The sequence below is a fragment of the Sphingomonas sp. genome, assembly GCF_036388215.1.
Classification (GTDB): domain Bacteria; phylum Pseudomonadota; class Alphaproteobacteria; order Sphingomonadales; family Sphingomonadaceae; genus Sphingomonas.
In genome coordinates, this window is the sequence record NZ_DASVSH010000012.1 from 79,014 (window position 1) to 102,120 (window position 23,107).

Sequence of the window (23,107 nt, forward strand, 5' to 3'; positions counted from 1 at the left end):
CTGGGATGTTAGATGCGTCAGGCGGTGGCGGCATCGGGCTTGATAGCCGCGCTGCCCTTTCCCGGCATGTGGCGAAACACACCGATGAATCCGAGCGCGCATAGCGCCATCGCCGCAGGGACGATGGCGAGCAACGCCGTGCGCAATGCGGCCACTTCGCCCATGGAAGGGGTCAGCGCGTCGCTGATCATGCCGGCCGCCATCGGGCCGAAGCCGGCGCCGATCAGCGAATTCGCGATGACGATCACCGCAGCTGAAAGGCCGCGTTGATCGGCGGGAACCAGCTCGATCGAAAGCGTGAAGGCCGCCGGGCGCGTGGCGAACTGGCAGAAGAAATAGACGCTGGCCAAAGCCAGCACCGTCGCGAACGGGCCGGTCAGCAGCACGGCGCAGAGCAGCGGGACCGCGGCCGCGCTGGCGACGGCCGGTATCACCGACATTGTGCGCTCGCTCATCCCGCGACGCATCGTCAGCGTGCCGATGAAGCCCACGATCGTGAATGAGGCGAGCATCACCGCGCCCATGAGGAAGCCGGTGACCGCCCCCACCTGGGGCAGGGTCAGGCCATAAGCGCGCATGAAGTAGATCGGCAGCCAGACGGGCAGGATGCCCGCGGCGATCCCCGCGCCGATCTGGGAGAGGAAAAGATAGCGGAACGCCTTGCCCTTGAGCAGGCCCATGATCGCCGCCCACCACCCCGGGCGCAGCGTGGGCGATCTGGCCGCCGCCTCGGCCTGGTCCATGGCGCCGCGCATGGGCTCGCGTACGGTCAGGAAGATCAGCAGCGCCACGAGCAATCCGGGCGCACCCATCGCGATCAGCGCCATTCGCCAGCCATGGCTTTGGGCAATCAGCCCCACCAGGCCGGCGCTGACGATTGCGCTGATCGCCATCCCCGCCTGGAATACCGATACCGCAGCGGGCCGATCGGCCTTGGGAAAATAGTCCGCTATCAGCGATTGCGAGGCCGGCACCGCGCCTGCCTCGCCTGCGCCCAGGCCTGCGCGCGAGGCGCCGAGCTGGACCATGCTCGCGGCCATACCCCCAAGCATCGTGACGAGTGACCAGATGGCGACGGATGCGGCGAGAATGTTGCGCCGGTTGCCTCGATCGACCCAGCGGGCGACGGGGATACCGAGCAGCACGTAGAACAGAATGAACGCCATGCCGGAGACAAAGCCGATTGCGGCGTCGCTCGCCTGGAATTCGCGCTTTATCGGCTGGATCAGGACGAAAAAGGCGTAACGGTCGGCGCTGGCCAATATGTTGGCGAGGCAGAGAACCGCCAGCACGTAATAGGCATAGGCCCGGCCGGGTGCTCCGGAACGACGCACGTTCTCACGACCCATCACGCATCCCCTTTTGCCTTTACCCGGTCTGCTGCCGGCCTTGCCGATGGTCGGCATTGCCTTGTGAAGCGCCAGGCACCTGCGCGTCAATAGTAAAGGCTATAATTATGGATCATACCTGCCGATGGGTTGACCGCGGCTCTGATCGCGAAGTACCGGGTCGCCTGCAACCACTCCTCTATCCTTGTCAAAAGGCCAGTTATATAGTCTGTACATAGGCATGGATCGAGCACGGCTGCTGGCTGACCACATCAACCGCATCGCCCGGGCCGAGGGGCTGTCCGGGTGGGGCTGGGCCGTCGCGCGCAATGGGGGCATTCTCGCGGAAGGTGGCGCGGATGCGATCTTCACTATCATGTCGCTGTCCAAGACATTGCAGAGCGCAGCGCTCTGGCCGCTGATCGCAGACGGCCAGCTCGAGCTTCATGCATCAGTCGCTCATTATCTGCCGAGCTTCGCCACCAATGGGAAAGCGGCTGTAACGATCGAACAGGTGATGCTGCACACGGGCTGCTTCGCCGCCCAGCCGCTGCCCTTCCCGCAATGCGCCGATCGCGGCACCCGGCTCGATTCCTATGCCGGTTGGTCGCTGGAGGGCGTGCCGGGCCGCGACTATGCCTATCATCCCAGCAACGGTGCCTGGGTGCTTGCAGATGTCGGCCAGGCCATCACGGGGATAGCCTATGCCGAACTTCTCAACCGGCACCTCCTGGCCCCGCTCGGCCTGTTCGGAGCGGACAGGCTGGCGCTTGGCCTGCCGGTTGCGGAGCAAAAGCGGGTCCGGCAAGTTCGGATCGCGCTTTCCGGGGACCAGGTAGAATCCTTGCCGCCCTTCCGGCCCGATCCCGTCACAGGCGAATGTGCGATATCGGCGCGGCTAAATTCGCCCGAGGCCCGGGCGATCGGGCTGCCGGGCTCGGGGGTTACCGGCACAGCGTCCGCCCTTGCCTTGCTCTATCAGGCGTTTCTGCACGACGCACTTGGCTTGTGGGACCCCGCTGTGCGGCATGACGCCACGCGCATGGTGCGCCTGCGCACCAGGGGCGCCTGGAACCGGCCCATCTGCCGGACACTGGGCTTCCTCGCGGCCGGGCCCGCAGCCGATCGGCTTGGCGAGGGGGCTTTTTTCGGCACCCGTGTCTCCGCCGAGGCATTCGGGCACGAAGGGCTTGGCGGGCAGATGGTATGGGCCGATCCGGAATCGGGCCTGTCCTTTGCGTTCCTGACCGATACAGTGACCTTCGCGCCCACCGAGCAGGTCAGGTGGGGCGCTGAAATCTCGGCTCGGGTAGCCGAGTGGTTCGGATGATCGATTATCGCCTTGCGGTACGCGGCAAGCTGCGTGCCCAGTGCGCGATGGCCTCTGCTACCGCCTCCGGCTGCTCTGGGAACAATGCGTGGCTTGCATTGGGAATGAGCACCGCAGTGACGCGCGCGGCGCCTAGCTCCGCGGCCAGTTCGCCGCGCTTGGCCGCGGGCTTGAAGGGATCCTCGGCGGGCTGAAGCTCGAGGATCGGGGCGCGGCCTGCGGGCCACCAGGCGGCCCGAGGGGTTGCTTCGATCGCGGCCCGCGCGATGCGCTGTGCCTCAGGATGCCAGCCATTGAGCCATCCCGACGGATCGCTGCCGGGCGCGAACATCGCGAGGCGCAAAAGGCCGAGCCTTTCCTGCTGGGACCGCCGCATATCGCTCATGCCGGTCACCGCGGCGAGCAATTCGGGGGGGATCGATTGCGCGGCACCCGCCGCGACGATGACGCCACGCACGAGTTCTGGATGGTCGGCCGCGGCCATCCGCGCGACGAAGTTGCCATAAGCGTGGCCGACGATGATGGCGGGCCCGCGCCGCTCCTTGCGGATCACAAGCGCGATATCGTCCGCCAGATCGTGGAGCGTGGCGCCGCTCGGCCCGCTCGACCGGCCGGCCCCGCGCGGCTGCGGGCGGACGACTCGGAATCCCCGCGCGACGAGCGCGGGCACGATCTCGTCAAAATCTTCCGCTCCGCGCGCCATCGAGGGCAAAAGCACAAGCAACGGGCCGCGCCCGGCGGCGAAATATTCAACGGTCACGGCGCCGCTTCGAACGACGTGCGTCTCCGCTTCGGCTCGGACGGGTATCAGCGCGATCAGGAACGCGATCAAAGGAAGGAACATCCTGGGGCCGGCAAGCCGGCGACCAAGCGAATCGGATAGTGCCAGCCCCATAGCGCGCTCCATCGATAGAGTTGGTTTAGTGACCTATTGAGGCATCATTCCGGCCAAGTGCTTGTTTTCCGATAGCGGGGGGCCGCTAGGCCCTTTGTCTGCCTTGGCTACATAGACATTGACTTGGTAAACATAAAGGCTATAAACCTAGACCATAGGAAGACGACAGAGGCCGATGGCCGACTGTCGCGAAATCCAAGATACGAGCAGAGGGGGGAATGCCGAGATGAAGTCCATTATCGTCGCACCGATGGTTTTACTGTGCACCCAGGGAATCGCTCATGCGCAGTCGGATCCCCCTGCCCCCTCCGCCCAGGCGGAAAGCAACGAAGAAGCCGCCGGGATCGACGATATCGTCGTCACGGCGGATCGCCGGAGCCAGTCCGTGCAGGATTCATCGCTCGCGATTCAAGTGCTGTCGCCGGAAGAGCTGGATCGCGTATCGCGTCCGCAGGATCTTCAGTCGCTGGTGACCGGGGTGCAGATCGGCGCGATCGGTCCAAATCCCCAGGTCTATATCCGCGGCGTCGGCGAAAACACGGCCAATAGCCGCACCCAGAACGCGGTTTCCTGGAATCTCGACGGCGTCTATCTTCCACGTGGCGGCATCGCGACGCTGATGTTCTTCGATCTCGAGCGCGTTGAAGTCCTCAAGGGGCCGCAGGGCACGCTCTACGGACGCAATTCGTCGGGCGGCGCTATCAACCTGATCTCCCGCCGGCCGGTCTTGGGCGAACTGTCAGGCAGCGTCGGCGTCGAGCTCGGCAGTTACGACATGATCGATATCGACGCCGCTGTGAACGTTCCGCTCGGCAAGACCCTCGCGGTCCGCGTGGCGGCGCAGGTCGTGGACCGCGAGGGCTATCTCAGCGACGGCTCGATGGACCAGCGAACCAAATCCGGTCGCATTCGCGCATTGTGGGAACCCAGCCAGGATGCCTCGCTGCTTCTGAACGCGGATTATGCGCATAATGGCGGGCAAGGATCGGGGGCAGTGCTGCTGCCCGTGCAGGGGGGCAACCCCTATCGGAGCATGACCGATCAGCCGCTGGTCTACCCCTGGGCCTTCGGTACCGGGACGTTGCCCTACACCACGCCGGGCGTGGATCGCATGGTCGATGGGACAACCTGGGGACTGAGCGCCGAAGCCAATTTCAACCTGGGGCCGGCGACGCTCACGATCATCCCGAGCTATCGCGAGCAGGATCAGGCCGTCGTCTCTTACAGCACGACGTTTAGGTTCGCGGAGGTGCTGCACGGCGAGCAGACTACGCTCGAAGCGCGCCTGGGCAATGAATCGCCCGTGTTGAGCTGGGTGATCGGCGGTTATTATTTCTCGGGCAAGGACGACGTCCAGGTCTATCCCAGCCAGGGCAATTTCACTTCCGCCGTCTTCTATTATGACAGCGTGGAGGCCAAGGCGGCATTCGCGCAGGCAACCCTCACGCTTGCCAAGGGCGTGCGTGCGATCGGCGGCATACGATACACAAACGAGAAGATCGGCCTGCAATATCAGGCCGGAGCCGGTGCTTTTCCGCTGGTCCCGTTCGTGCCAAGCGGAACGCTTCAGACGGTGCCTTCGTCGACTCTGAACAAGACGACCTACAAGGTCGGTTTCGAACTCGACCTCGCGGAACAGTCGATGCTGTACGGGACGCTCTCGACAGGCTTCAAGGGCGGCGGATTCAATGCATCCACGGCATGCAGCACGGGAGCGTTCCGCCCCGAAGACGTGAAGGCATTCGAACTCGGCCTGCGCAACCGGTTCTTCAGCAACACGCTGCAGGTCAACGTCGAGGCGTTTCACTGGACCTATAGCGACCAGCATGTCGGACTGCAGCAAATCGATCGGTGCGGGCTTCAGGCGCGATCGACACTCAATGTCGGCAAGTCCACGATCAAGGGCGTCAATGCCGACATCGTTTGGCGCGCGACCCCCGCGGACACGTTCAATGTGGCAGTCGAATATGCGAACGGCAAATACGACGAATTCGCATTCCTCAATTTCGGCGTCGGCAATTACGCGACAGCCACCGGGACCCGCTGCCGCGCGACCGCGGCGACGGCCGGAAATTTCAACATCGATTGCTCGGGCCTCGAAATCGCGCGGCTACCGAAATTCTCCGGACGGGCGAGCTATCAGCACCAGTTCGATCTCGGGAATGGCGGGACACTGCGTGCAGGCGCTGCCGCCCGCTTCGCCTCGGGATCCTGGCTGGACGTAGTGTATGGGCCGCAGGGCCGCGTACCGGCATATCAGGTCCTCGATGCCGACCTGACATACAGTCCGGAAGGCGGCCGCTTCAGCGTCTCGCTGTTCGTACAGAATATCACCAACGAAGTCGTCTACACCGGCGGGCTCGCGATCTCGGGCGCCGCGGGACTCATTCCCGTGGGGCGGCAAGGCGCCGGGACGCGCTATTACTCCGCGACCGTCGCTCCTCCGCGGATGTTCGGCATCCGGGGTCGAGCGAACTTCTAGGGGGCGAGGGGGCGGGCGATCCGGTTCGCTTCGCCCCCTTCTTCCCGCATCCGGATGGCAAGCTAGCGTTAGAGTGGAGGTTTTGTGGCTGGCGATATCGCCGAGGACGGACGGATGCGGTTGCACTGGTCGCCCTTTTCTCCGTTCGTGCGCAAGGTGCTGGTGGTCGCCCATGAGCACGGCATCGCCGACCGAATCAGGCTGGTGCGAACGCCCGCCTCGATGTCGAGCGCCAATGCGGCAATCTTGCCGGACAATCCGCTGGGCCGGCTGCCCACCCTCGTCCTGCCGGACGGCACCGGAATTTTCGATTCCCGCGTAATCTATCGCCACCTCGACAGCATCGGGCTCGGGCCGCGACTGATGCCCCCCGAAGGCCGCCCGCTCCTGGAGGCGATGCGGGCGGAGGCAATGGGGCACGGCTTGTGCGAATTGTTTGTGCTGTGGCGCAACGAGCGCGGACGGGCCGCTACGCTGCAATCGGAGCCGCATCTGGCAGCATTCGCCGTCAAGACCGCGACCACGCTGGATCGCCTTGAGATGGAGGCCGAGGCACGCGCCGCGGAGCCGTTCGACTTCGGGCATGTCTCGACAGGCTGTGGGCTCGCTTATTGCGATTTCCGATTTCCAGATCTCGAATGGCGGAAGGGCCGGCCACGCCTGAGCGCGTGGCACGAGGCGTTCGCCGCCCGGCCCTCTGCGCTCGCGACTGCGATTCCGGCGTGAGCACTGCCCCCGGCCCCCTGTCGCACATCCGTGTGCTCGATCTCAGCCGCATCATGGCTGGTCCCTGGGCGAGCCAGATCCTCGCGGATCTCGGCGCCGACGTGATCAAGATCGAACGACCAGGGGTAGGCGACGACACGAGGGCCTGGGGGCCGCCCTTCCTCAAAGGGCCCGACGGCGAAGCGACGCGAGAGTCCGGCTACTTCCTCTCGGTGAATCGCAACAAGCGCTCGATTACCGCCGACCTGACGGGCGCAGAAGGGCGGGCGCTGGTTCGCGAATTGGCAGCCGGGGCCGACGTGGTCCTCGAGAATTTTAAGGCCGGAACGCTCGAACGCCACGGGCTTGGCGCCGAGGCATTGCGGGCCGCCAATCCGCGCCTGATCTACTGTTCGGTGACTGGGTTCGGCCAGACCGGGCCGCGCCGCGACGAGCCAGCCTATGACTTCATGATCCAGGCGATGAGCGGCCTAATGAGCGTGACCGGCGAGCCTGACGGCAAGCCGGGCGGAGGGCCGCAGAAGGTCGGCGTGCCGATAGTCGATATCATGACCGGGATGTATGCGGCGGTGGGCATCCTCGCGGCGCTCGCCCGGCGCGAGGCGACCGGCCGCGGCGATTCGATCGATATCGGAATGCTCGACGTCGGGGTGGCCATGCTCGCCAATCAGGGCATGAACCATCTGGTTTCCGGGGCGACGCCGTGCCGCACCGGGAATGCCCATCCCAACATACAGCCGCAGGACGTGTTCGCCTGCGCGGATGGCCATGTCGCGATCGTGGTGGGCAACGATCAGCAGTTTGCCCGCCTCTGCGACGTGCTGGCCAAGCCGGATTTGGCGAACGATCCACGCTATGCCGCAAATGCCGGGCGCGTCGCGCACGTGGCCGAACTCAATGCACTGATCGAGTCGCTGCTCGCGGCGCGCGGCACCGCCGAATGGACCGCTGCGCTGGCGCAAGCGGGTGTTCCATGCGCGCCGATCAACACCGTGCCGATGGCCTTGGCCGACCCGCAAGTGATTCACCGCGCGATGGTGGCGCACGTCGCCCACCCGAGCGGCGGCGATATCCGCTTGCTCGCCAGCCCGCTGCGCTTCGGCGAGGCCGGGGTGGCGATCCGCCGCGCGCCGCCGCTGCTTGGCGAGCATGACGGCGCGATCGCTTGGGAAGCGCGGACATGAGCCGCATCCCGCTGCCCACGCCGGAGACGATGACCGCGGACCAGCGGCGCGTGTACGACAAGGTCGTAGCGGGGCGGCGGGGGACGATGCAGGGACCGTTGCTGGCGGCCCTGCACAATCCGGAGTTGGCCGATCGCTGGCAGGCGCTGGGCGCATTGCTGCGCTACGAGACTTCGATCCCCGCTCGGCTGAGCGAAGTGGCGATCCTGGTCACCGCGCAGCGATGGGCGAGCCAGGTCGAATGGAGCATTCATGCGCCCATTGCGCGGGCCGCAGGGGTGGAGGACGACTGGATCGACGCGCTGCGGCGCGGCGAACGGCCCGTTGGAGCCGATGCGGAAATCCTCGAAGTCCGGGATTTCGCGTATGAGCTCCAGGCCGGCGGACAGGTTAGCGACGCAACCTATGCTGTGGTCTTGGCGCGCTGGAGTGCGGTCGGCGTCGTCGAGCTTGCCGCGATCATCGGCTATTACACGCTGGTCGCGATGACGCTGAACGTGCACCAGATCCCGGTGCCGCCCGGCGTGGCGCCTGATCTTGGGACGGAGCCGTGAGCGCGGTCGCGCGTGCCCCGAAGCGTGCGCCGCCCCGGGGCGCGTGCGACACACATGCGCATGTGTTCGGGCCGCCGGAGCGGTTTCCACCGCGTGTCGAGACTGCCTATCCGCCGCCCGACGCACCCGTCGAAGGCCACCGGGCAATGCTCGGCGCTGCGGGGATGACGCGGGGCGTGCTGGTGCAGCCCGCCGTCTATGGGGACGATCATGATGCGCTGATCGATGCGCTGGGGGGCGACGGGCTCATCGGTGTCGCCAGCCTTGGCGCTGAGACGCGCGACAGCGATCTCGACTGGCTGCATGCGGCGGGTGTGCGCGGCCTGCGGTTCGTCGAAGCGCGAGACCCGAGCGGAGCGCGCTATCGGGGAACGGTGGGCTTCGACGCATTGCCGGCGCTGGCCCCGGCAATGCGCGCACTCGGCTGGCACGCCGAGCTTTGGGCTCCAGCCGAAAGGATCGTCGCCGAGGCGGAGATGCTTCAGCGGCTCCAGCTCCCGGTGGTGCTGGGCCATCTCGGCGGCATGGCTGCGGAGCAGGGCTTGGACGATCCCACGAACAGTGCCCTGATCGCCGCGGTGGCGGATAGGGGCTTCTGGGTGAAGCTGGTCGTGTGCCGCGCTTCCCGGAACTGGCCGGATTATGCTGATGCGCGCGCGTTGCATGCCGTGCTGATCGCCGCCGCTCCGGAGCGGATGCTCTGGGGTTCGGATTGGCCGCATGTGCGGATGGGCGAACGCTCCCCCGATGTGGGACACCTGCTCGATCTGTTCGACGCGTGGATCGAGCAGGACGATGCATTGCGCCATGCCATCTTGGTTCGAAATCCCGAGCGTCTCTACGGTTTTGCGCCGCTCGATGAGAAGGAAGTCGCATGAATGGCGTTCGCATCACCAAGGAAAACCGTATCGTGACGGTGCTGCTCGACCGGCCGCCGGTCAATGCGCTGACGATCGAGCTATATGCCGAACTCGCAACATTGTTCGAAGGCATCGCCGAGCAGGCCGACGTCAATTGCGTGGTGCTCACTGCAGCAGGGGAGCGGGCGTTCTGCGCGGGCCTCGATCTCAAGGAGTTCCTAGGCGCGACGGTCGAGGACGATCCGGCGCGGGCCGCGGTGGTCCGGCGCATGTTTCTGGCAGTGCGCCATTGCGCCGTGCCGGTGATCGCCGGGATCAACGGGCCGGCGCTGGGGGCGGGTTGCGTGCTCGCTTCGGTCAGCGATATCCGCATTGCTTCGACGCGCGCCACTTTCGGCCTTGCCGAGATCAATGTCGGGCGCTGTGGCGGGACCGCGCATATGGGGCGCCATTTGCCCCAGGGCCTATTGCGGCAGATGTTTTTCACCGGACGGCCGATCGATGCGGAAACCGCTTATCGTGTCGGCTTTGTCCAGCAGGTGGTCGAGCCCGAGGCGCTGTTGCCCACGGTAATGGCGATGGCGGCGGATATCGCTGCCAAGGCGCCGCTCGGCATCCGCTTCGGAAAGACTTCGATGGACGAAGCCGAACCCTTGCCCGTCGATGAGGGATATGCCCTCGAGCAGGGCTATTCCACGAAGCTGATGATGACCGAAGATGCGCGCGAGGCGACTCGGGCGGTGGTCGAGAAACGCGCGCCTGTGTTCGTGGGTCGCTGAGGGGGATGGTGTGACCGCCATCACGCCCACAAGCGAGCTGATCGCCGCGGTGAAGGCGGGCGAAATGTTCATCCTGGTGGACGCCGAGGATCGGGAGAATGAAGGCGATCTGATCGTCGCGGCCGAATTCGCCGATGCCGCGGCAGTGAACTTCATGGCCCGGCACGGGCGCGGGCTGATCTGCCTGGCGCTCGACCGGCCCCGCGCAGATGCGCTAGGCCTCGCCCCGCTTCCGAGCACGGGATCGCGTCACCAGACGGCTTTCACGCCCTCCATCGAAGCGCGCGAGGGCGTGACCACGGGGATTTCCGCTCAGGATCGGGCCTGTACGATTGCGGTGGCGATCGACGGCGCCAAGGGGTCTGCAGACATCGTGAGCCCGGGCCATGTCTTCCCTGTGGTGGCGCGCGATGGCGGGGTTCTGGTGCGGGCGGGGCATACGGAGGCCTCGGTCGATCTGGCGCGCATGGCGGGTTGCACACCGGCGGCAATGATCTGCGAGGTCATGAACGAAGACGGGACGATGGCGCGCTTGCCCGATCTGCTTGCGATGGCCGAGGAGTTCGGGCTGAAGATCGGCACGATCGCGGACCTGATCGCGCATCGTCGGCTGCATGACCACCTGATCGAGAAAATCCATTCGGCGCCGGTCGAGACATGCCACGGCCAGTTCACGTTGACGATCTTCCGCAACAATCTGGACGGTGCCGAACATGCGGTGCTGTCGCGCGGCGAGCCCGAGCCTGGCCGGCCAACCCTGGTGCGCATGCACCGCGTCGATTTCGCCTCCGACGTGCTCGGGATCAGCGAGCGGAGCGATCTCGTCGATACTGCGCTCGCTGCGATTGCCCAACATGACAGCGCTGGCATGATCGTGCTGCTGCGCCACCTCGATCCGTTGCGGCTGTCCCGCCACTTCGGGCTGGTCGAGGAGCCGGATAGCGAAGCGCGGATCGTGCGCGAGTTCGGCGTGGGCGCCCAGATCCTGCGTGCGATGCAGGTCCGATCGATGATCCTCCTGCTGGCCAGCCCGCCCAAGCGCTATGTCGGGCTGGAAGCGTTCGAGCTTGAGGTTTCCGGTTGGCAGATGCTGGAAAATCATGATTAATCATCAAAAGGCTAGCTTTACGGTTTTTACTTGCTGTGTTTGGGACGCGGCGGTACAGCATCCATGGCCGCGTCCCGACCGGACAGGAGCGATGGAGGGGGGATCGTGAAGAGTTCTGTCTATGTGCATCTCGGCACGGCGGTCGATCGTATGCCTGCATGGCCCCTACCACCCAAATATTGCCGCCGGGAAGCCGCGCGCGACACCTTTGCGGCGGCAACCGCGGACGCGCTGAGGCTCGAGGAATGGGGCTATGACTGGGTAAGCATTTCCGAACATCATTACATGTCCGGCATCCTTGCCCCGAGCGCCACTGTCCTCGCCGGCGCGATCGCCCAGGCGACTTCGACGATCAAGGTCGCGCTGATGGGGCCGATCCTTCCGCTCAACAACCCGATCCGAGTGGCCGAGGAAGTCGCCATGCTCGACGGGATCAGCGACGGCCGTGTGATCTGCATGCTGTTGCGGGGCACCCCCAACGAAGTGCTCAGCTACACCACCAATCCCGCCGAATCGCGCGACATCACGCAGGAAGGCATCGAGCTGATCCTGCGCGCATGGACCGAGGTGGTTCCGTTCGGGTGGGCGGGGCGCTATTTCGATTTCCGCAACGTGGCGGTCTGGCCGCGCACGCTGCAGGACCCGCATCCGCGCGTCTATGGATCGGGCAACAGCTCGGAATCGATCGTGTTCGCCGCGCGCCACCGCATGGGGATCGGCGTGTCCTATGCGCCCTTCCACGTCGTGCGGCGCCTCGTCGGTCTGTATCGGCAGGAATGCGAGGCGGCGGGGTGGACGCCGGGCAAGGACGATGTCGTCTACCGAACCCATTGCCACGTCGCCCATGACGATGCGGAGGCCGAACGCAACGTGCCCGAGGCTGCGGAATCGCCGCTCATGAATGTCGGCCGGATCGCCAACAAGGCACTCGAAGCCAAGCTAAAGTCCTCTGATGTGCACAAAATCAGCATGCCGACCAGGCCCGCGCTGTTCGGTTCGCCGGGACGCGTCGTCGATCAGCTCGGCGAACTGAGCGACGCCGGCGTCGGGGTGGTGGATATGGGTTTCAACTGGCCCGGACTGACTCCGGAACAGCGGGGCGAGGCGATGGAAGTCTATGCCAGCCGGGTCATTCCGCAGCTCCGCGCCGTCTGACCGGGCAAGACAGGGAAGCACAATGAACGAGATCGCGATGGCAATGGCAGCCGAGCAGGAGGACGCCCGCGGCCGGACGATCACCCTTTTCGCGCACGGTGAGGAGGACGTCGCGGCGATCGAATTGCTCGATGCGGCGTATCGGCGCGGCAAGGTGGAGGGTTTCGGGGAACCGGCCAATGTGGTGGGAGTGGGCAAGGGCGCAGAGGCTGCGCTTGCCGCAGCCGCCGCTTCGCCGGGGCGGGTGGCCCGCCTGGTGCTGATCGCTCCGCAAATCCCGGACCAAGCGCCGCTCGCCTCGATCGAAACGCCGACCTTGGTGATAATCGGTTCGGACGACCTTGCGGGCGCGGCCCAGGGCCGGCGGTGCAGCGAGGAGATGCCGAGCTGCTATCTGATGCTGGTATACGCCGCCGGCCGCGATGTCGCGGCGGCGCGACCCGAGGCGACGGCGACGCTGATCGAACAGTTTCTCGAAAGCGGCGAGACCTTTCCCGTCCGCACCACCAGCCATATGCTCCACCCATGAAGCCAGTTCCCCTGAGCATGCATGCCGTCCGTTTCCACGCGCATGGCGAGCCCGAGGTGCTTCAATATGACAGCGTGCCTCGCCCCGTTGCGGGGCCGGGCGAGGTGCTGGCTCGGATCGAGGCGATCGGAGTTAATTTCGCGGACACCGTGCGAAGGCGAGGGGGGCATTATCCGGTGCCGAGCCCCTTGCCCTTCATTCTGGGCGGAGAAGCCGTGGGGGAGATCGTCGCAGTTGGCCCAGGCTGCAATCCGGCGCTGATCGGAACGCGCAGCTTCGTGTTTCCGGGCGTGGGCTGCTACGCGGAATATGCCGCGGTGCCCGTCGAGCGGCTGTATCCGCTTCCCCAGGGCCTCGACGCACCGCATTCGATCGGCCTGTTCGTCCAATGCCTGTCGGCGGCGATGATCCTGCGGCACGCTGCGCGAATGCAGCCGGGCGAAACCGTGCTGGTCCAGGGCGCGGCGGGGGGCGTCGGCGTGTTCGCAGTGCAGCTCGCCAAGGCCTGGGGAGCGGGCATGGTGATAGGCGCGGCGAGCACGGAGGCGAAGCGCGCGCTGGCGATGGAGCTGGGCGCAGACATGGCGGTGGATTACGGCAGGCCCGGATGGGGCGAGGAAGTTCGCACCGCGACGGGAGGGCGGGGCGTGGACATCGTGCTCGAGATGACCGGCGGGCGGATTGCCGAGGAATCGATGGCGCTGCTCGCGCCTTTCGGGCGCTCCGTGGTCTATGGCTCGGCGAGCGAGCAGCCCTGGTCGGTCGATCCCGAGACGCTGCCCCCGCGCAATCTGAGCGTGACAGGCTTCTGGTTCCGCCAATATCTCGACCGGCGCGAGATGCTGCTCGATTTTCTCGCCGAGTTCGGCGTCCTCGCGGCGGCTGGCAAGCTTCGCGTCCAGGTCGATCGCGTCCTGCCGCTATCGCGCGCCGCAGAGGCCCACCATGCGCTGGAGACACGCGCCACCAGCGGCAAGGTCGTGCTGGTCCCCGACGCCCTCTACGCATGACCCGGGCGCCGGATACGCTTGAAAGCCTGCATGACGGCTTTGCGTTCGGCATCCTTCATCGCCGGCCCGCCGGGGAATGCCGGGGCGGAGTGGTGCTCCTCCACGAGATATTCGGCCTCGATGGCTATATGCGTGCCGATGCCGAGCGCTATGCCACCGCCGGGTTCGAAGTTATCGCGCCGTCGCTGTTCGATCGCGCCAGCCCGGGCTTCGCAGCGGCGCATGACCCGGCGGGGATAAAGGAGGGCTTTCGTCTCGTGCAGCAGACCGCGCTGGATGCGGCGATGGGCGATATCTCGGCGTGCGTGCAGGAACTGAGGCGGCGGGGCCCGGCTTACATGGTCGGCTATTGTTATGGCGGGCGCCTTGTGTGGCAGGCGTCGGCGCAGATCGCTGGCGTACGCGCCGCCGCTTGCTATTACGGACAGATCGCCCCTCTGGCCGAGCTGGCCCCACATTGCCCAGTGATCTGTCATTTCGCGCGCAAGGACGGGCATATTGATGCCGACGCGACCCATGCCGCGATCAGCGCCGCACATCCCGAAATCCCGTTCCACATCTACGAGAATTCAGGCCACGGCTTCAACAATGACGGGGCGGTGGACGCCGACCCTGCGGACGCGACGTTGGCCCGTGCGCGTACACTTGCCCTATTCGCCGCCCACGCCGATTAGCCGGTCCGCTTCATCGACGAATATCGGGTCCAGCAGGAGTCCCAGCTGCCGCGCGGCATCCAGGTTCAGCGTCACGCGAGGCTTGATGTGCCGATCGAACGGGATGGCTCCCGGCGCTTCGCCCTTTAGGATGCGATTGGCGATCCGTGCGGCGGCATCCCAGATGCGGGGGAAATCGGGCATGAAGCTGACAGTGCCGCCACACTCGACGATATTGTCCATCGCGACGGTGGGCAGCCCGCATTCCAGCGCCAGCCTTCCGATCACCAGGCCGTTTTGGTTGAACAATTCGTGCGGGCCGACGACCAGGCCGCCGCATCCGTCCGCCGCCATCGCGGGCAAGGCGGCCCGTACCGCCTCCAGCGTCAAAGCCTCGTAGGCGACGATTTCGATGCCGAACAGGCCGCCGGCCGCCGCCAGCTTGGCGAGCGAACCGGCAGCGGGGGCGTAACCCGGGTTGAACAGCATGGCCACACGCTGCGTCGCTGGCTTGAGCATCTTGAGCGCACGCAACTGCATCATCTGCAGCCCAGGCGGAAAGGCCACGCCCGTCAGCCGGCCTCCAGGGCGGGCCATCGCCTTGACCAGCCCCGAATCGATCGGGTCCATCGACCAGCAGACGATGGGAGTGTCGACCGTGGCCGCGATCACCGCGATATCGGCATTGGTCATGAAGGAAACGATGAGGTCCGGCTCCCAGGCGGTCAGCCGCTCCGCCTCCGCCGCCAGCAGGGCCTTGTCACGGCAGCCGAAATGCCGGCTGACCTCGGCCTTCGTGCCGAGCGCGGCCAGCGTTCCTGCGACTACGTCCATCTGTGCGGTGTGGAATGGCTCCGGATGCGCGTAGGTGATGAGCCCGATACGCACTGTCAGACGAGCTTGGTGTCGATCCGGACGACGTCGCCGCGATAGATGCCATAACCCGCCAGGACGAGCGTTCCATCCGAATCCACCACGCATAGATCGACCTTTGCGATCGGGGCATTTAGCGGGAGGCCGAGCGTCTCGGCGACTGCGATGTCGGCGGTGCCGATGGTCAGCGTCTGCTGCGCGTCGCCGATTTTCATGCCCGGCACGTCGTTGATCAGCTTGAGCGCGGTCTTGGTCTTGAACGCCGCCCTAGGGATATGCGCGCAAACCCGCTCGTCGATATAGGTGTCGCCGAGCAGGAATGGCTGGCCGTCACGCACGTGCCGGCGCCTGATGTGGCGATAGGCGGGAGCCTCCGTGCCGATCGGAGGGAATCCCCCAGTCAGGCGGACGCCGCGCTCCTCCAGCAGAACCTCGACAATCGCGCCCTCGCGCGCGCGCAAAAGCCCGCCGAGATCGGTGCCCACCGCGCACCAGGATCGGGCCTGCGGCTCTGCGCGCACAAAGGTGCCCTTCGCGCGGAACCGCTCGATCAGCCCTTCGGCCTCGAGCAGCCCGAGCGCCTGGCGGACCGTGGCGCGGGCCACGCCGCATTCTTCGGCCAGCTCGTCGACGGTAGGAATCTGCTCGCCGATCGCCCAAAGCCGAGTCTCGATGCGACGGCGGAAAAGTGTCGCGAGCTGGATGTAGCGGGAGACCGAACTGCGGGTGAGGTCGGGCGCGGGCTCGGCGCGACGGATCGCAGTTGCCATCTTCTTCCTTCGTTTGCGACCCCATCCCGGAGGATGGCGCGGTCTCAGCAATTCGGCGTGATGCGCACTGTAAAACTCAATGACCGAGTTGAATAGTCAATAGTGGCCATAGGAACCGGCGCCGGGTCGCCAGGATGCCCGCTGCCAATCCCATCGGTAGGCGGTATGCCCACAGACCTTCCCTGGCCGTTGCGCCGTCCGCGAGGAATCGGAGGCTCAGCCGCGTCATCGGCGAGGCTGTTTTGACGCGGCCTGCGTCGTCCTGGCAAGAGTGATGGCGGAGCGGGAGGGATTCGAACCCTCGATACGCTTTTGACGTATACTCACTTTCCAGGCGAGCGCCTTCGACCACTCGGCCACCGCTCCGCATATCGCTGGAAGGGATGGCCGATAGAGCGTGGAAGGGAGCTAGGCAAGCGCGGCGCGGCGTGCCAGTTTCCCGGTATGATCAAACCCATGCTCGCGCTGCTGGCGCTTTCCCCCCTCGCGCTCGCCGGGCCACCCGCGTCGGCGCAGACCGCTCCTCCGTCTCCCGCCGATCCCGCGCCCGAGGATTGGCGCGACATTCCCGATGGCGAGATCATGGTGATCACGTTGAAGGATGGCCGCCAGGTCTTCGTGCGGCTCGCCACGCGCTTCGCGCCGGGCCATATCGGCAATATCCGCAAGCTGATCGAGGCGCATTGGTGGGACGGCACGAGCATCTATCGTGTCCAGGAAAACTGGGTCGCGCAATGGGGCGACGCCACCGAGAAGAAAGAGCTTCCGCCCCTGATCATCGAGCGCCCGGCGCCCGAATTCGAGATCGGCGCGTTCCTGCCTGCCCAGCGGCTTTCCAAGGCGGACGGCTATTCGGCAGCCTCGGGAGTGACTGCCGATGGCTGGCCGATCGCCACTGACGGCAAGGTCGCTTGGTTGACGCATTGCTATGGCACGGTCGGTGTTGCCCGCGATGCGCTTCCGAATACCGGCACCGGCGCGGAATTGTTCACTCCGATCGGGCAATCGGCGCGACGGCTCGACCGGAATTACACCGTCGTGGGCCGGATCGTGGAGGGCATGCAGTTCATGTCGGCGCTCCCGCGCAGCAGCGCCGCCATGGGGGTGTATGCGACCGAGCAGGAGCGCACCGGGATCGCGTCGGTCCGGCTCGCCAGCCAATTGCCCGAGGACGAACGCCCGCGCTTCCAGTATCGCGCCACGGATAACGAGCGCTATGCCGCGCTGATCAAGTCGCGCGAAGTGCCCGCTGCGCCGACTGTTGCGACCGGCCTGGAGGTTTGCGACCTCGCGCCGGGCGTGCGCCGGCGCCCTTGAGGCTTAGACAAGGCCCTAGCGGCCGACCCAGTCGGCGACTTGCGCCGCGACTTGGTTGGCCGCCGTGTTGAGCGCTACGCCCACGGTGGTGGCATCCACCGGTGCCACAGGCACACGCGCTTCGAAGCGGCGCTTTTCGACGATTGTCTCGCTGCCTCGGATCAACGCCGCGTCATAGGTGACGACTGCTTCGCCGGTGTCAGCGTCCACGCCGAACGCGCGCAGTTCGCCCATCAGATAGGCGCCGGGATCAAGTTGCGACTGGCGCGAAGTCAGCACCAGGCGGCCGGTGCGCGAAGTGACGGTGTCGCCGAGCAGCCGCGCGAAGAGCTGCGACGGGCGTTCGACCCACAAAGCGTCCTTCACATAGGCGATCGCAGTTCCGCCTGAATGGACGGGCACGCGCGACGAGGACAATTCCTGCGGCACGGAGGGAACGCTGATGGTGATCGTTGCCGCGACGTTCGACCGCTGGGATTCGCCGACCGGCAAATCGACGGTCGAATTCAGCGTCATCAGCGATGGCGGCGGCTTGGCGCCGAACGAAATGCAGCCCGAGAGCGATACCGCAAGCAGCGGTGCGAGGAGGAAAAGGCGCTTCTGCATCACGGCCCTCATTTCTTGGGTTTATAGTCGGGCAGCTTGGGCGAACCGAGGATGGCGCCCGCGCCGCCCTGGTCGATCTTCTCCGCCACCGATGCCAGCGACTGCGACATCACGCGCAAATCCTGCACCAGCTGGCCGACTTCGGGGATCGTCTTTTTGGAGAATGCCTGGATGCCCGGGCGCGCCTCGCCGATCGTCGAATCGAGCGTTTCCATGCTCTTCTGCGCCGCCGCGATGGTGCGGTTCAGGCTGTTGATCGTCGGCTTGATGTCTTGCGCAAGCACGCCGTTGGTGGTGGCGGCGAGTTGGCCGATCTGTTCGCTGGCGATGCCCGCCTTCTGGATCGCGATGCGGGTTTCGGCCAGGGTCGCGGCTATTTCGGGCCCGCGATCCGCGAGCGCGTCGCTCAGCCGATTGGTGTTTTCCAGGATGCCGGCGATCGAACTCTGGTTCTTGTCGCCGAGCAGGTCCGAAAGGCGCTCGGTCAGCGTCGAGATGCGCTCGAGCAGTTTCGGCGCCGAGCTGAGCAGCGCGCCGAGGCCCCCGGCCTTGGTGGGGATGACGGGCACGCCCAGGGGGCACGCGGCCTGGGGGTTCTGGACCGGGCACACGATCGGAGGCGCTCCCTTGACCGCGCCGTCGAGCTGGACCGTCGAGGGTCCGGTAAAACTGCCCTGGATCGTCGCGGTGGTGCCCTCCAGGATCGGCACGTCGTCCTTCATCGCGATCCGCACCCGGACCAGGCTGGGGTCGGGCTTCCAGAACGAGATTTCCTTTACCTGGCCCGAAGGCACGCCGGAGAATGTGACTTGCGAGCCCGCGCTCAGGCCGTCGACCGCCTGCTTGAAGAAGATGTCATATTCACGGTCGTCGCCGCCGCTCAGGCGCGCCAGCCACACGGCGAACAGCGCGAGGACGGCGATCAGGATCAGCACGACGCTGCCGACGAGCACATGGTTCGAACGCGTTTCCATCAGGCTTTGTCCTCACGTGCGGCATGCCGGGCCGTACTGGCGACCGCGGCTCTCCCGCGCGGTCCATTGAAATATTCCTGGATCCACGGATGGTCCAGTGCGAGCAATTCGGGGATCGTGCCGACCGCGATGACCTTTTTGTCGGCGAGCACCGCGACCCGGTCGCAGATCGCGTATAGCGTATCGAGATCGTGCGTGATCAGGAACACCGTGAGTCCCAGCGTCTTCTGGAGCGAGGCGGTCAACTCGTCGAAGGCCGCGGCTCCGATCGGATCGAGGCCGGCGGTGGGCTCGTCGAGGAACAGCAATTCGGGGTCGAGCGCCAACGCGCGCGCAAGCCCCGCGCGCTTCTTCATGCCGCCCGAAAGCTCGGCCGGATATTTTGGCCCCGCATCCGAAGGCAGTCCACTCATCACGACCTTGTAGCCCGAAATCTCGTCGAGCAGCCTCTGATCCAGCCCGGGATAGAATTCCTTGAGCGGGACCTGAACGTTTTCCGCAACGGTCAGCGTGGAGAACAGGGCGCCGCCCTGGAACAATATGCCCCAGCGCTTGCGGACGGCCGTCGCTTCGGTCTCATCGCGGCCGATGGTCGATTCGCCGAACACCTCGATGTCGCCGTCCATCGGAGTCTGCAGCCCGATGATCGAGCGCATCAATACGGACTTGCCGGTGCCCGATCCGCCGACGACGCCCAGAATCTCGCCTTGGCGCACGTCGAGGTCGAGCCCGTCATGGACGAGCGTGTCGCCGAAGCCGTTCTTGAGGCCGCGCACGGTGATAATCGTTTCGCTTTTGGGCGGGCGGGTGTTCATTTCCAGCCGATCCCGCTGAAGAACACCGCGAAGACAGCATCGAGCACGATAACCAGGAAGATCGCCTGGACGACAGCCGTGGTCGTTCGGTGGCCGACCTGCTCGGCATCGCCTTCGACCTGCATGCCCTGGAAACAGCCGGCGAGCGCGATGATCACGCCGAATACCGGCGCCTTGATCAGGCAGATCCACAGATCGGTCATCGGCACGACTTCGCGGATCTTCTGGACGAAAGTGATCGGCGGGATGTCGAGCGCGATCCAGCAAAGCAATCCACCGCCAATGATCCCGATCAGCGAGGAATAGAAGGCGAGCAGCGGCATCATCAGCACCACGGCGATCGTGCGTGGCAGCACCAGCGCCTCCATCGGCGAAACGCCGATCGTGCGCATCGCGTCGATTTCCTCGGTCAACTTCATCGTGCCGAGCTGCGCGGCGAAGGCCGATCCCGAACGGCCGGCAACCATGATCGCAGTCATCAGGACGCCGAGTTCGCGCAAGGTGATGCGGCCTACCAGGTTTATCGTGTAGATTTCCGCGCCGAACTGGCGGAGCTGCACTGCGCCCTGCTGGGCGATCACGATGCCGATCAGGAAGCTCATCAGCCCGATGATGCCCAGCGCCGTGACGCCGACGATCTCGAAGCGGTGGATCGTCGCATTGAAGCGGAAGCGCGATGGGTGCGTCGCGACGTTCCAGAACGCGATCAGCGTCGCGCCAAGAAATCCCAGCAGCCCATAAAGCGTCTGCCCGGCGGTAACCACGGCGTCGCCGATTTCGCCCAGGACGCGAGGGATCGGTCCCGATACGCGCCGGGCAGGCTCGACCGGGCATTCGGCGGCGGTCACCTGTTCGAGCAGGTGCACTTCGTCGGGCTCCAGCCCGACGATGCCGGCCTGGTGCTCGCGCGCGAAGCGATGGACCAGCCACGCGCCGACAGTGTCGATCCGCTCGATCGCGTGCAGGTCGAGCTGGCCGACCGGACCCTGCACGGCATTCAGCCGCTGGGGCAGGTCGCCGATGTAGGCGAGCGACAGGTTTCCAGTGAAGCGCAGCGTCACGCTTCCGCCTGAGTCGACTCGCTCGAAATCCGCCGGACCCTTCATGTCTGGCATCTTTCGGCGATTAGCCGCGCTGCGGCAAGGATTTGCTCTGGCGCGCTTTCACGGGGCCGTCCTACATGTCCCAATGCGACACCTGGCGATTTACGACATGGACAAGACGATCACGCGGCAGGCCACGTGGACGCGCTTCCTGCTTGCCGCCGCGAAACGCCGCGCGCCGTGGCGGCTGGCCTTGTATCCGATCGCCGGTTTTGCCGGGCTCGGCTATCTGCTCAAGCTTACCGATCGCGGCGGGCTGAAGCGCCTGACGCATCGCCTGATGCTGGGCGGGGTGCTGACCGAAGAGCGGATGGCCGACCTCGCGGATGCCTTTGCGGAGGCGGAGGTCGCGCACGGCGTGCTCCAGGGCGCGCGTGACCGGATGGCCAGGGATCGCGCGCAGGGGTATATGCTGGTGATGGCCACGGCTTCGCATGGCTATTACGCCGCCGCGATCGCGCGTCGCCTGGGCATGGATGCTGTGGTCGCCACGAAGGCGAAGCGCGATGAACAAGGGCGTATCATCTCCGAACTCGATGGAGATAACTGTTACGGACCCGTAAAGCTCCGCATGATCCTGGATTGGATGGACCAGCAGGGTATTGCGCGCAGCGATGCGCAGGTGCGCGCATATTCGGATCATGTTTCCGATGCGCCGCTGCTGGAGTGGGCGGATGAGGGTTTCGCCGTCAATGCGCATGGACCGCTTAGGGCTTTGGCCGCGGAAAAGGGCTGGCCGGAGCTCGACTGGCGTTGACCTGATCCGGCTGAAGCGGGGTGCGCCGAGCCCTACAAAAAAGTATCGACGGCGTGGAGGATAACGCCGACCAGCCCGCCGACCAGGGTGCCGTTGATTCGGATATATTGCAGGTCGCGCCCCACTGCGTTCTCGAGCCGTCCGGTGACCGTCTCGGCATCCCAGCCGCGGATCGTGTCGGAGACCAAACGGACTATGCCATCGCCGTAATCGGACGCCGCGCCAACCGCGGTGCGGCGCGCGAAGCGGTTGATCGTGTCGGCCAGGCGCGGATCGTTCTGGAGGGTGGTGCCGAACTGGCGCAGCGCTTCACCCATCTTGCCGGCCATCACGCGTTCGGGGTCGCGCGCGACGCGCAGCAAGGCGGCGCGGCTCGATTCCCATAGCCCGCCGATCCAGCGCTGAAAGGCCTGGTTTTCGAGCATCTCTGCCTTGAACCCTTCGACGCGCGCGCGCAGCTCGGTTTTGTGCTGAAGGTCTTCGGCAAGCCGTTCTAGCCCTTCCACCGCCTTGGCGCGCAGGGGATGCTGGGGGTCGTCGGCCATTTCGGTGATCAGCTTGTGCAAGCCCGCGATGATCTTGTTGGCCAGCGTCTCGTCCAATCCCGTCCAGCGCATCACGCTGCCGGCGCGTTGGTGGACCATCTCGCGGATCAGGTGCTCGTTCGCCTCAAGCACCTTGGCCGCCCAGCGGATTATTCCGTCGAGCAAGGGCAAATGGCGGTCGCTGGCGATGGCGGCACTTAGCGCCTGGCCGAACAGCGGCGACAGGTCGATCGCGCGCAGCCGCGACGCGATCGCGCCCTTTGCCATTCCGCCCAGCCGCTCCTGATCGAGCGATTCGAGGATATCGGCGAACAACCGCGATGCGCCGGTCCCGATCCGGCCATTGGCCAGGGGCGGATTGGCGAGCCAGCGCCCCGCCGCGCCGGCCACGTCCAGCCGCTGCATCCGTCGCGCGACCACCGCGGGGGTCAGGAAGTTATCGCGCAGGAATTGGGCGAGCGTGCCCGCGATCCGGTCCTTGTTGCGCGGGATTATCGCAGTGTGCGGGATCGGCAGGCGTAGCGGGTGACGAAACAGGGCAGTCACCGCGAACCAGTCCGCCAGCCCGCCGACCATCGCGGCCTCCGCAAAGGCGCGGACATAGCCAATGGCCGGATGAAGATGATCGAGCGAGCGCGCCGCCAGGAACAACCCGGCCATCGCCACCAGCAGCCCGCCTGCGACCAGGCGCATGCGCTTGAGGCCGGGGGCCACGGGCTCGACGGGACGGGAAGCGCGCCTACTCACACGCTTC

Annotated in this window: 23 protein-coding genes and 1 tRNA gene; 14 read left to right on the forward strand and 10 right to left on the reverse strand. The window is 65.8% G+C overall.

The genetic code is table 11. From position 1 onward, the window contains the following. Positions 1 to 17: 17 nt before the first annotated feature. Positions 18 to 1,349, reverse strand: coding sequence for an MFS transporter (locus VF617_RS05790; protein WP_331013918.1), 1,332 nt, complete (start codon positions 1,347 to 1,349; stop codon positions 18 to 20). 220 nt (positions 1,350 to 1,569) lie between these two features. Here VF617_RS05790 and VF617_RS05795 point away from each other — a divergent pair, with 220 nt between their 5' ends. Then, positions 1,570 to 2,658 (forward strand): serine hydrolase domain-containing protein, encoded by a 1,089-nt coding sequence (locus VF617_RS05795; protein WP_331013919.1) that lies wholly within the window; start codon positions 1,570 to 1,572, stop codon positions 2,656 to 2,658. A 4-nt stretch (positions 2,659 to 2,662) separates the two neighbouring features. Here VF617_RS05795 and VF617_RS05800 read toward each other — a convergent pair whose 3' ends face one another. Continuing rightward, entirely contained in the window at positions 2,663 to 3,553 is an 891-nt protein-coding gene (locus VF617_RS05800; RefSeq protein ID WP_331013920.1) for an alpha/beta fold hydrolase, read from the reverse strand. A 226-nt stretch (positions 3,554 to 3,779) separates the two neighbouring features. Here VF617_RS05800 and VF617_RS05805 point away from each other — a divergent pair, with 226 nt between their 5' ends. From VF617_RS05805 to VF617_RS05855, 11 genes are all read left to right on the forward strand, one after another. Next, entirely contained in the window at positions 3,780 to 6,035 is a 2,256-nt protein-coding gene (locus VF617_RS05805; RefSeq protein ID WP_331013921.1) for a TonB-dependent receptor, read from the forward strand. Between the two features lie 84 nt (positions 6,036 to 6,119). After that, positions 6,120 to 6,761: a glutathione S-transferase family protein gene (locus VF617_RS05810; protein ID WP_331013922.1), complete on the forward strand. Its 642-nt coding sequence runs from the start codon at positions 6,120 to 6,122 to the stop codon at positions 6,759 to 6,761. Continuing rightward, positions 6,758 to 7,945, forward strand: a complete 1,188-nt coding sequence (locus VF617_RS05815) for a CoA transferase (protein WP_331013923.1) — start codon at positions 6,758 to 6,760, stop codon at positions 7,943 to 7,945. Before VF617_RS05810 ends, VF617_RS05815 begins: the two co-directional genes overlap by 4 nt. Next, positions 7,942 to 8,499 (forward strand): carboxymuconolactone decarboxylase family protein, encoded by a 558-nt coding sequence (locus VF617_RS05820; protein WP_331013924.1) that lies wholly within the window; start codon positions 7,942 to 7,944, stop codon positions 8,497 to 8,499. Before VF617_RS05815 ends, VF617_RS05820 begins: the two co-directional genes overlap by 4 nt. Next, positions 8,496 to 9,377, forward strand: coding sequence for an amidohydrolase family protein (locus VF617_RS05825; RefSeq protein ID WP_331013925.1), 882 nt, complete (start codon positions 8,496 to 8,498; stop codon positions 9,375 to 9,377). The genes VF617_RS05820 and VF617_RS05825 overlap by 4 nt, the downstream gene beginning before the upstream one ends. After that, entirely contained in the window at positions 9,374 to 10,138 is a 765-nt protein-coding gene (locus VF617_RS05830; protein ID WP_331013926.1) for an enoyl-CoA hydratase-related protein, read from the forward strand. The genes VF617_RS05825 and VF617_RS05830 overlap by 4 nt, the downstream gene beginning before the upstream one ends. 10 nt (positions 10,139 to 10,148) lie before the next feature. Then, positions 10,149 to 11,246, forward strand: a complete 1,098-nt coding sequence (gene ribB, locus VF617_RS05835; RefSeq protein WP_331013927.1) for a 3,4-dihydroxy-2-butanone-4-phosphate synthase — start codon at positions 10,149 to 10,151, stop codon at positions 11,244 to 11,246. Positions 11,247 to 11,351: 105 nt separating this feature from the next. After that, positions 11,352 to 12,401 carry an LLM class flavin-dependent oxidoreductase gene (locus VF617_RS05840; protein WP_331013928.1) on the forward strand — a complete coding sequence of 350 codons (1,050 nt, stop codon included), beginning with the start codon at positions 11,352 to 11,354 and terminating at the stop codon, positions 12,399 to 12,401. A 22-nt stretch (positions 12,402 to 12,423) separates the two neighbouring features. Beyond that, the gene (locus VF617_RS05845) at positions 12,424 to 12,930 is read left to right on the forward strand and encodes a hypothetical protein (protein ID WP_331013929.1); all 507 of its coding nucleotides are present in this window, start codon (positions 12,424 to 12,426) and stop codon (positions 12,928 to 12,930) included. Continuing rightward, positions 12,927 to 13,940: a quinone oxidoreductase family protein gene (locus VF617_RS05850; RefSeq protein ID WP_331013930.1), complete on the forward strand. Its 1,014-nt coding sequence runs from the start codon at positions 12,927 to 12,929 to the stop codon at positions 13,938 to 13,940. The genes VF617_RS05845 and VF617_RS05850 overlap by 4 nt, the downstream gene beginning before the upstream one ends. After that, positions 13,937 to 14,614, forward strand: a complete 678-nt coding sequence (locus VF617_RS05855) for a dienelactone hydrolase family protein (protein ID WP_331013931.1) — start codon at positions 13,937 to 13,939, stop codon at positions 14,612 to 14,614. The genes VF617_RS05850 and VF617_RS05855 overlap by 4 nt, the downstream gene beginning before the upstream one ends. On the opposite strand, the gene VF617_RS05860 is transcribed toward VF617_RS05855, so the two are convergent. The 3 genes from VF617_RS05860 to VF617_RS05870 all read right to left on the reverse strand — a co-directional run bounded on the left by VF617_RS05860 (position 14,591) and on the right by VF617_RS05870 (position 16,602). Next, complete coding sequence (locus tag VF617_RS05860; protein WP_331013932.1) at positions 14,591 to 15,481, reverse strand: ABC transporter substrate-binding protein; 891 nt, start codon at positions 15,479 to 15,481, stop codon at positions 14,591 to 14,593. The two genes, VF617_RS05855 and VF617_RS05860, sit on opposite strands and share 24 nt — an antisense overlap. Positions 15,482 to 15,483: 2 nt before the next feature. After that, complete coding sequence (locus VF617_RS05865; protein ID WP_331013933.1) at positions 15,484 to 16,236, reverse strand: GntR family transcriptional regulator; 753 nt, start codon at positions 16,234 to 16,236, stop codon at positions 15,484 to 15,486. 275 nt (positions 16,237 to 16,511) lie between these two features. Next, positions 16,512 to 16,602 (reverse strand) — tRNA-Ser (locus VF617_RS05870). Between the two features lie 90 nt (positions 16,603 to 16,692). Here VF617_RS05870 and VF617_RS05875 point away from each other — a divergent pair. Then, positions 16,693 to 17,553, forward strand: a complete 861-nt coding sequence (locus VF617_RS05875; RefSeq protein WP_331013934.1) for a peptidylprolyl isomerase — start codon at positions 16,693 to 16,695, stop codon at positions 17,551 to 17,553. A gap of 15 nt (positions 17,554 to 17,568) precedes the next feature. On the opposite strand, the gene VF617_RS05880 is transcribed toward VF617_RS05875, so the two are convergent. The 4 genes from VF617_RS05880 to VF617_RS05895 are packed head-to-tail and all read right to left on the reverse strand — an operon-like array spanning position 17,569 to position 21,054. Then, on the reverse strand, positions 17,569 to 18,159 hold the full coding sequence (locus VF617_RS05880) for an ABC-type transport auxiliary lipoprotein family protein (protein ID WP_331013935.1): 591 nt from the start codon (positions 18,157 to 18,159) through the stop codon (positions 17,569 to 17,571). Positions 18,160 to 18,167: 8 nt separating this feature from the next. Then, positions 18,168 to 19,133: an MlaD family protein gene (locus VF617_RS05885; RefSeq protein WP_331013936.1), complete on the reverse strand. Its 966-nt coding sequence runs from the start codon at positions 19,131 to 19,133 to the stop codon at positions 18,168 to 18,170. Continuing rightward, complete coding sequence (locus VF617_RS05890) at positions 19,133 to 19,948, reverse strand: ABC transporter ATP-binding protein (RefSeq protein ID WP_331013937.1); 816 nt, start codon at positions 19,946 to 19,948, stop codon at positions 19,133 to 19,135. The genes VF617_RS05885 and VF617_RS05890 overlap by 1 nt, the downstream gene beginning before the upstream one ends. Then, positions 19,945 to 21,054 carry an ABC transporter permease gene (locus VF617_RS05895; protein ID WP_331013938.1) on the reverse strand — a complete coding sequence of 370 codons (1,110 nt, stop codon included), beginning with the start codon at positions 21,052 to 21,054 and terminating at the stop codon, positions 19,945 to 19,947. The genes VF617_RS05890 and VF617_RS05895 overlap by 4 nt, the downstream gene beginning before the upstream one ends. A gap of 82 nt (positions 21,055 to 21,136) precedes the next feature. On the opposite strand from VF617_RS05895, the gene VF617_RS05900 reads away from it, so the two are divergent. Beyond that, the gene (locus tag VF617_RS05900; protein ID WP_331013939.1) at positions 21,137 to 21,808 is read left to right on the forward strand and encodes an HAD-IB family phosphatase; all 672 of its coding nucleotides are present in this window, start codon (positions 21,137 to 21,139) and stop codon (positions 21,806 to 21,808) included. Between the two features lie 32 nt (positions 21,809 to 21,840). Here the strand turns inward: VF617_RS05900 and VF617_RS05905 are convergent, their stop codons facing one another. After that, a complete protein-coding gene (locus VF617_RS05905; protein WP_331013940.1) occupies positions 21,841 to 23,046 on the reverse strand; it encodes a DUF445 domain-containing protein in 1,206 nt (401 codons plus the stop codon). Positions 23,047 to 23,107 lie beyond the last annotated feature (61 nt).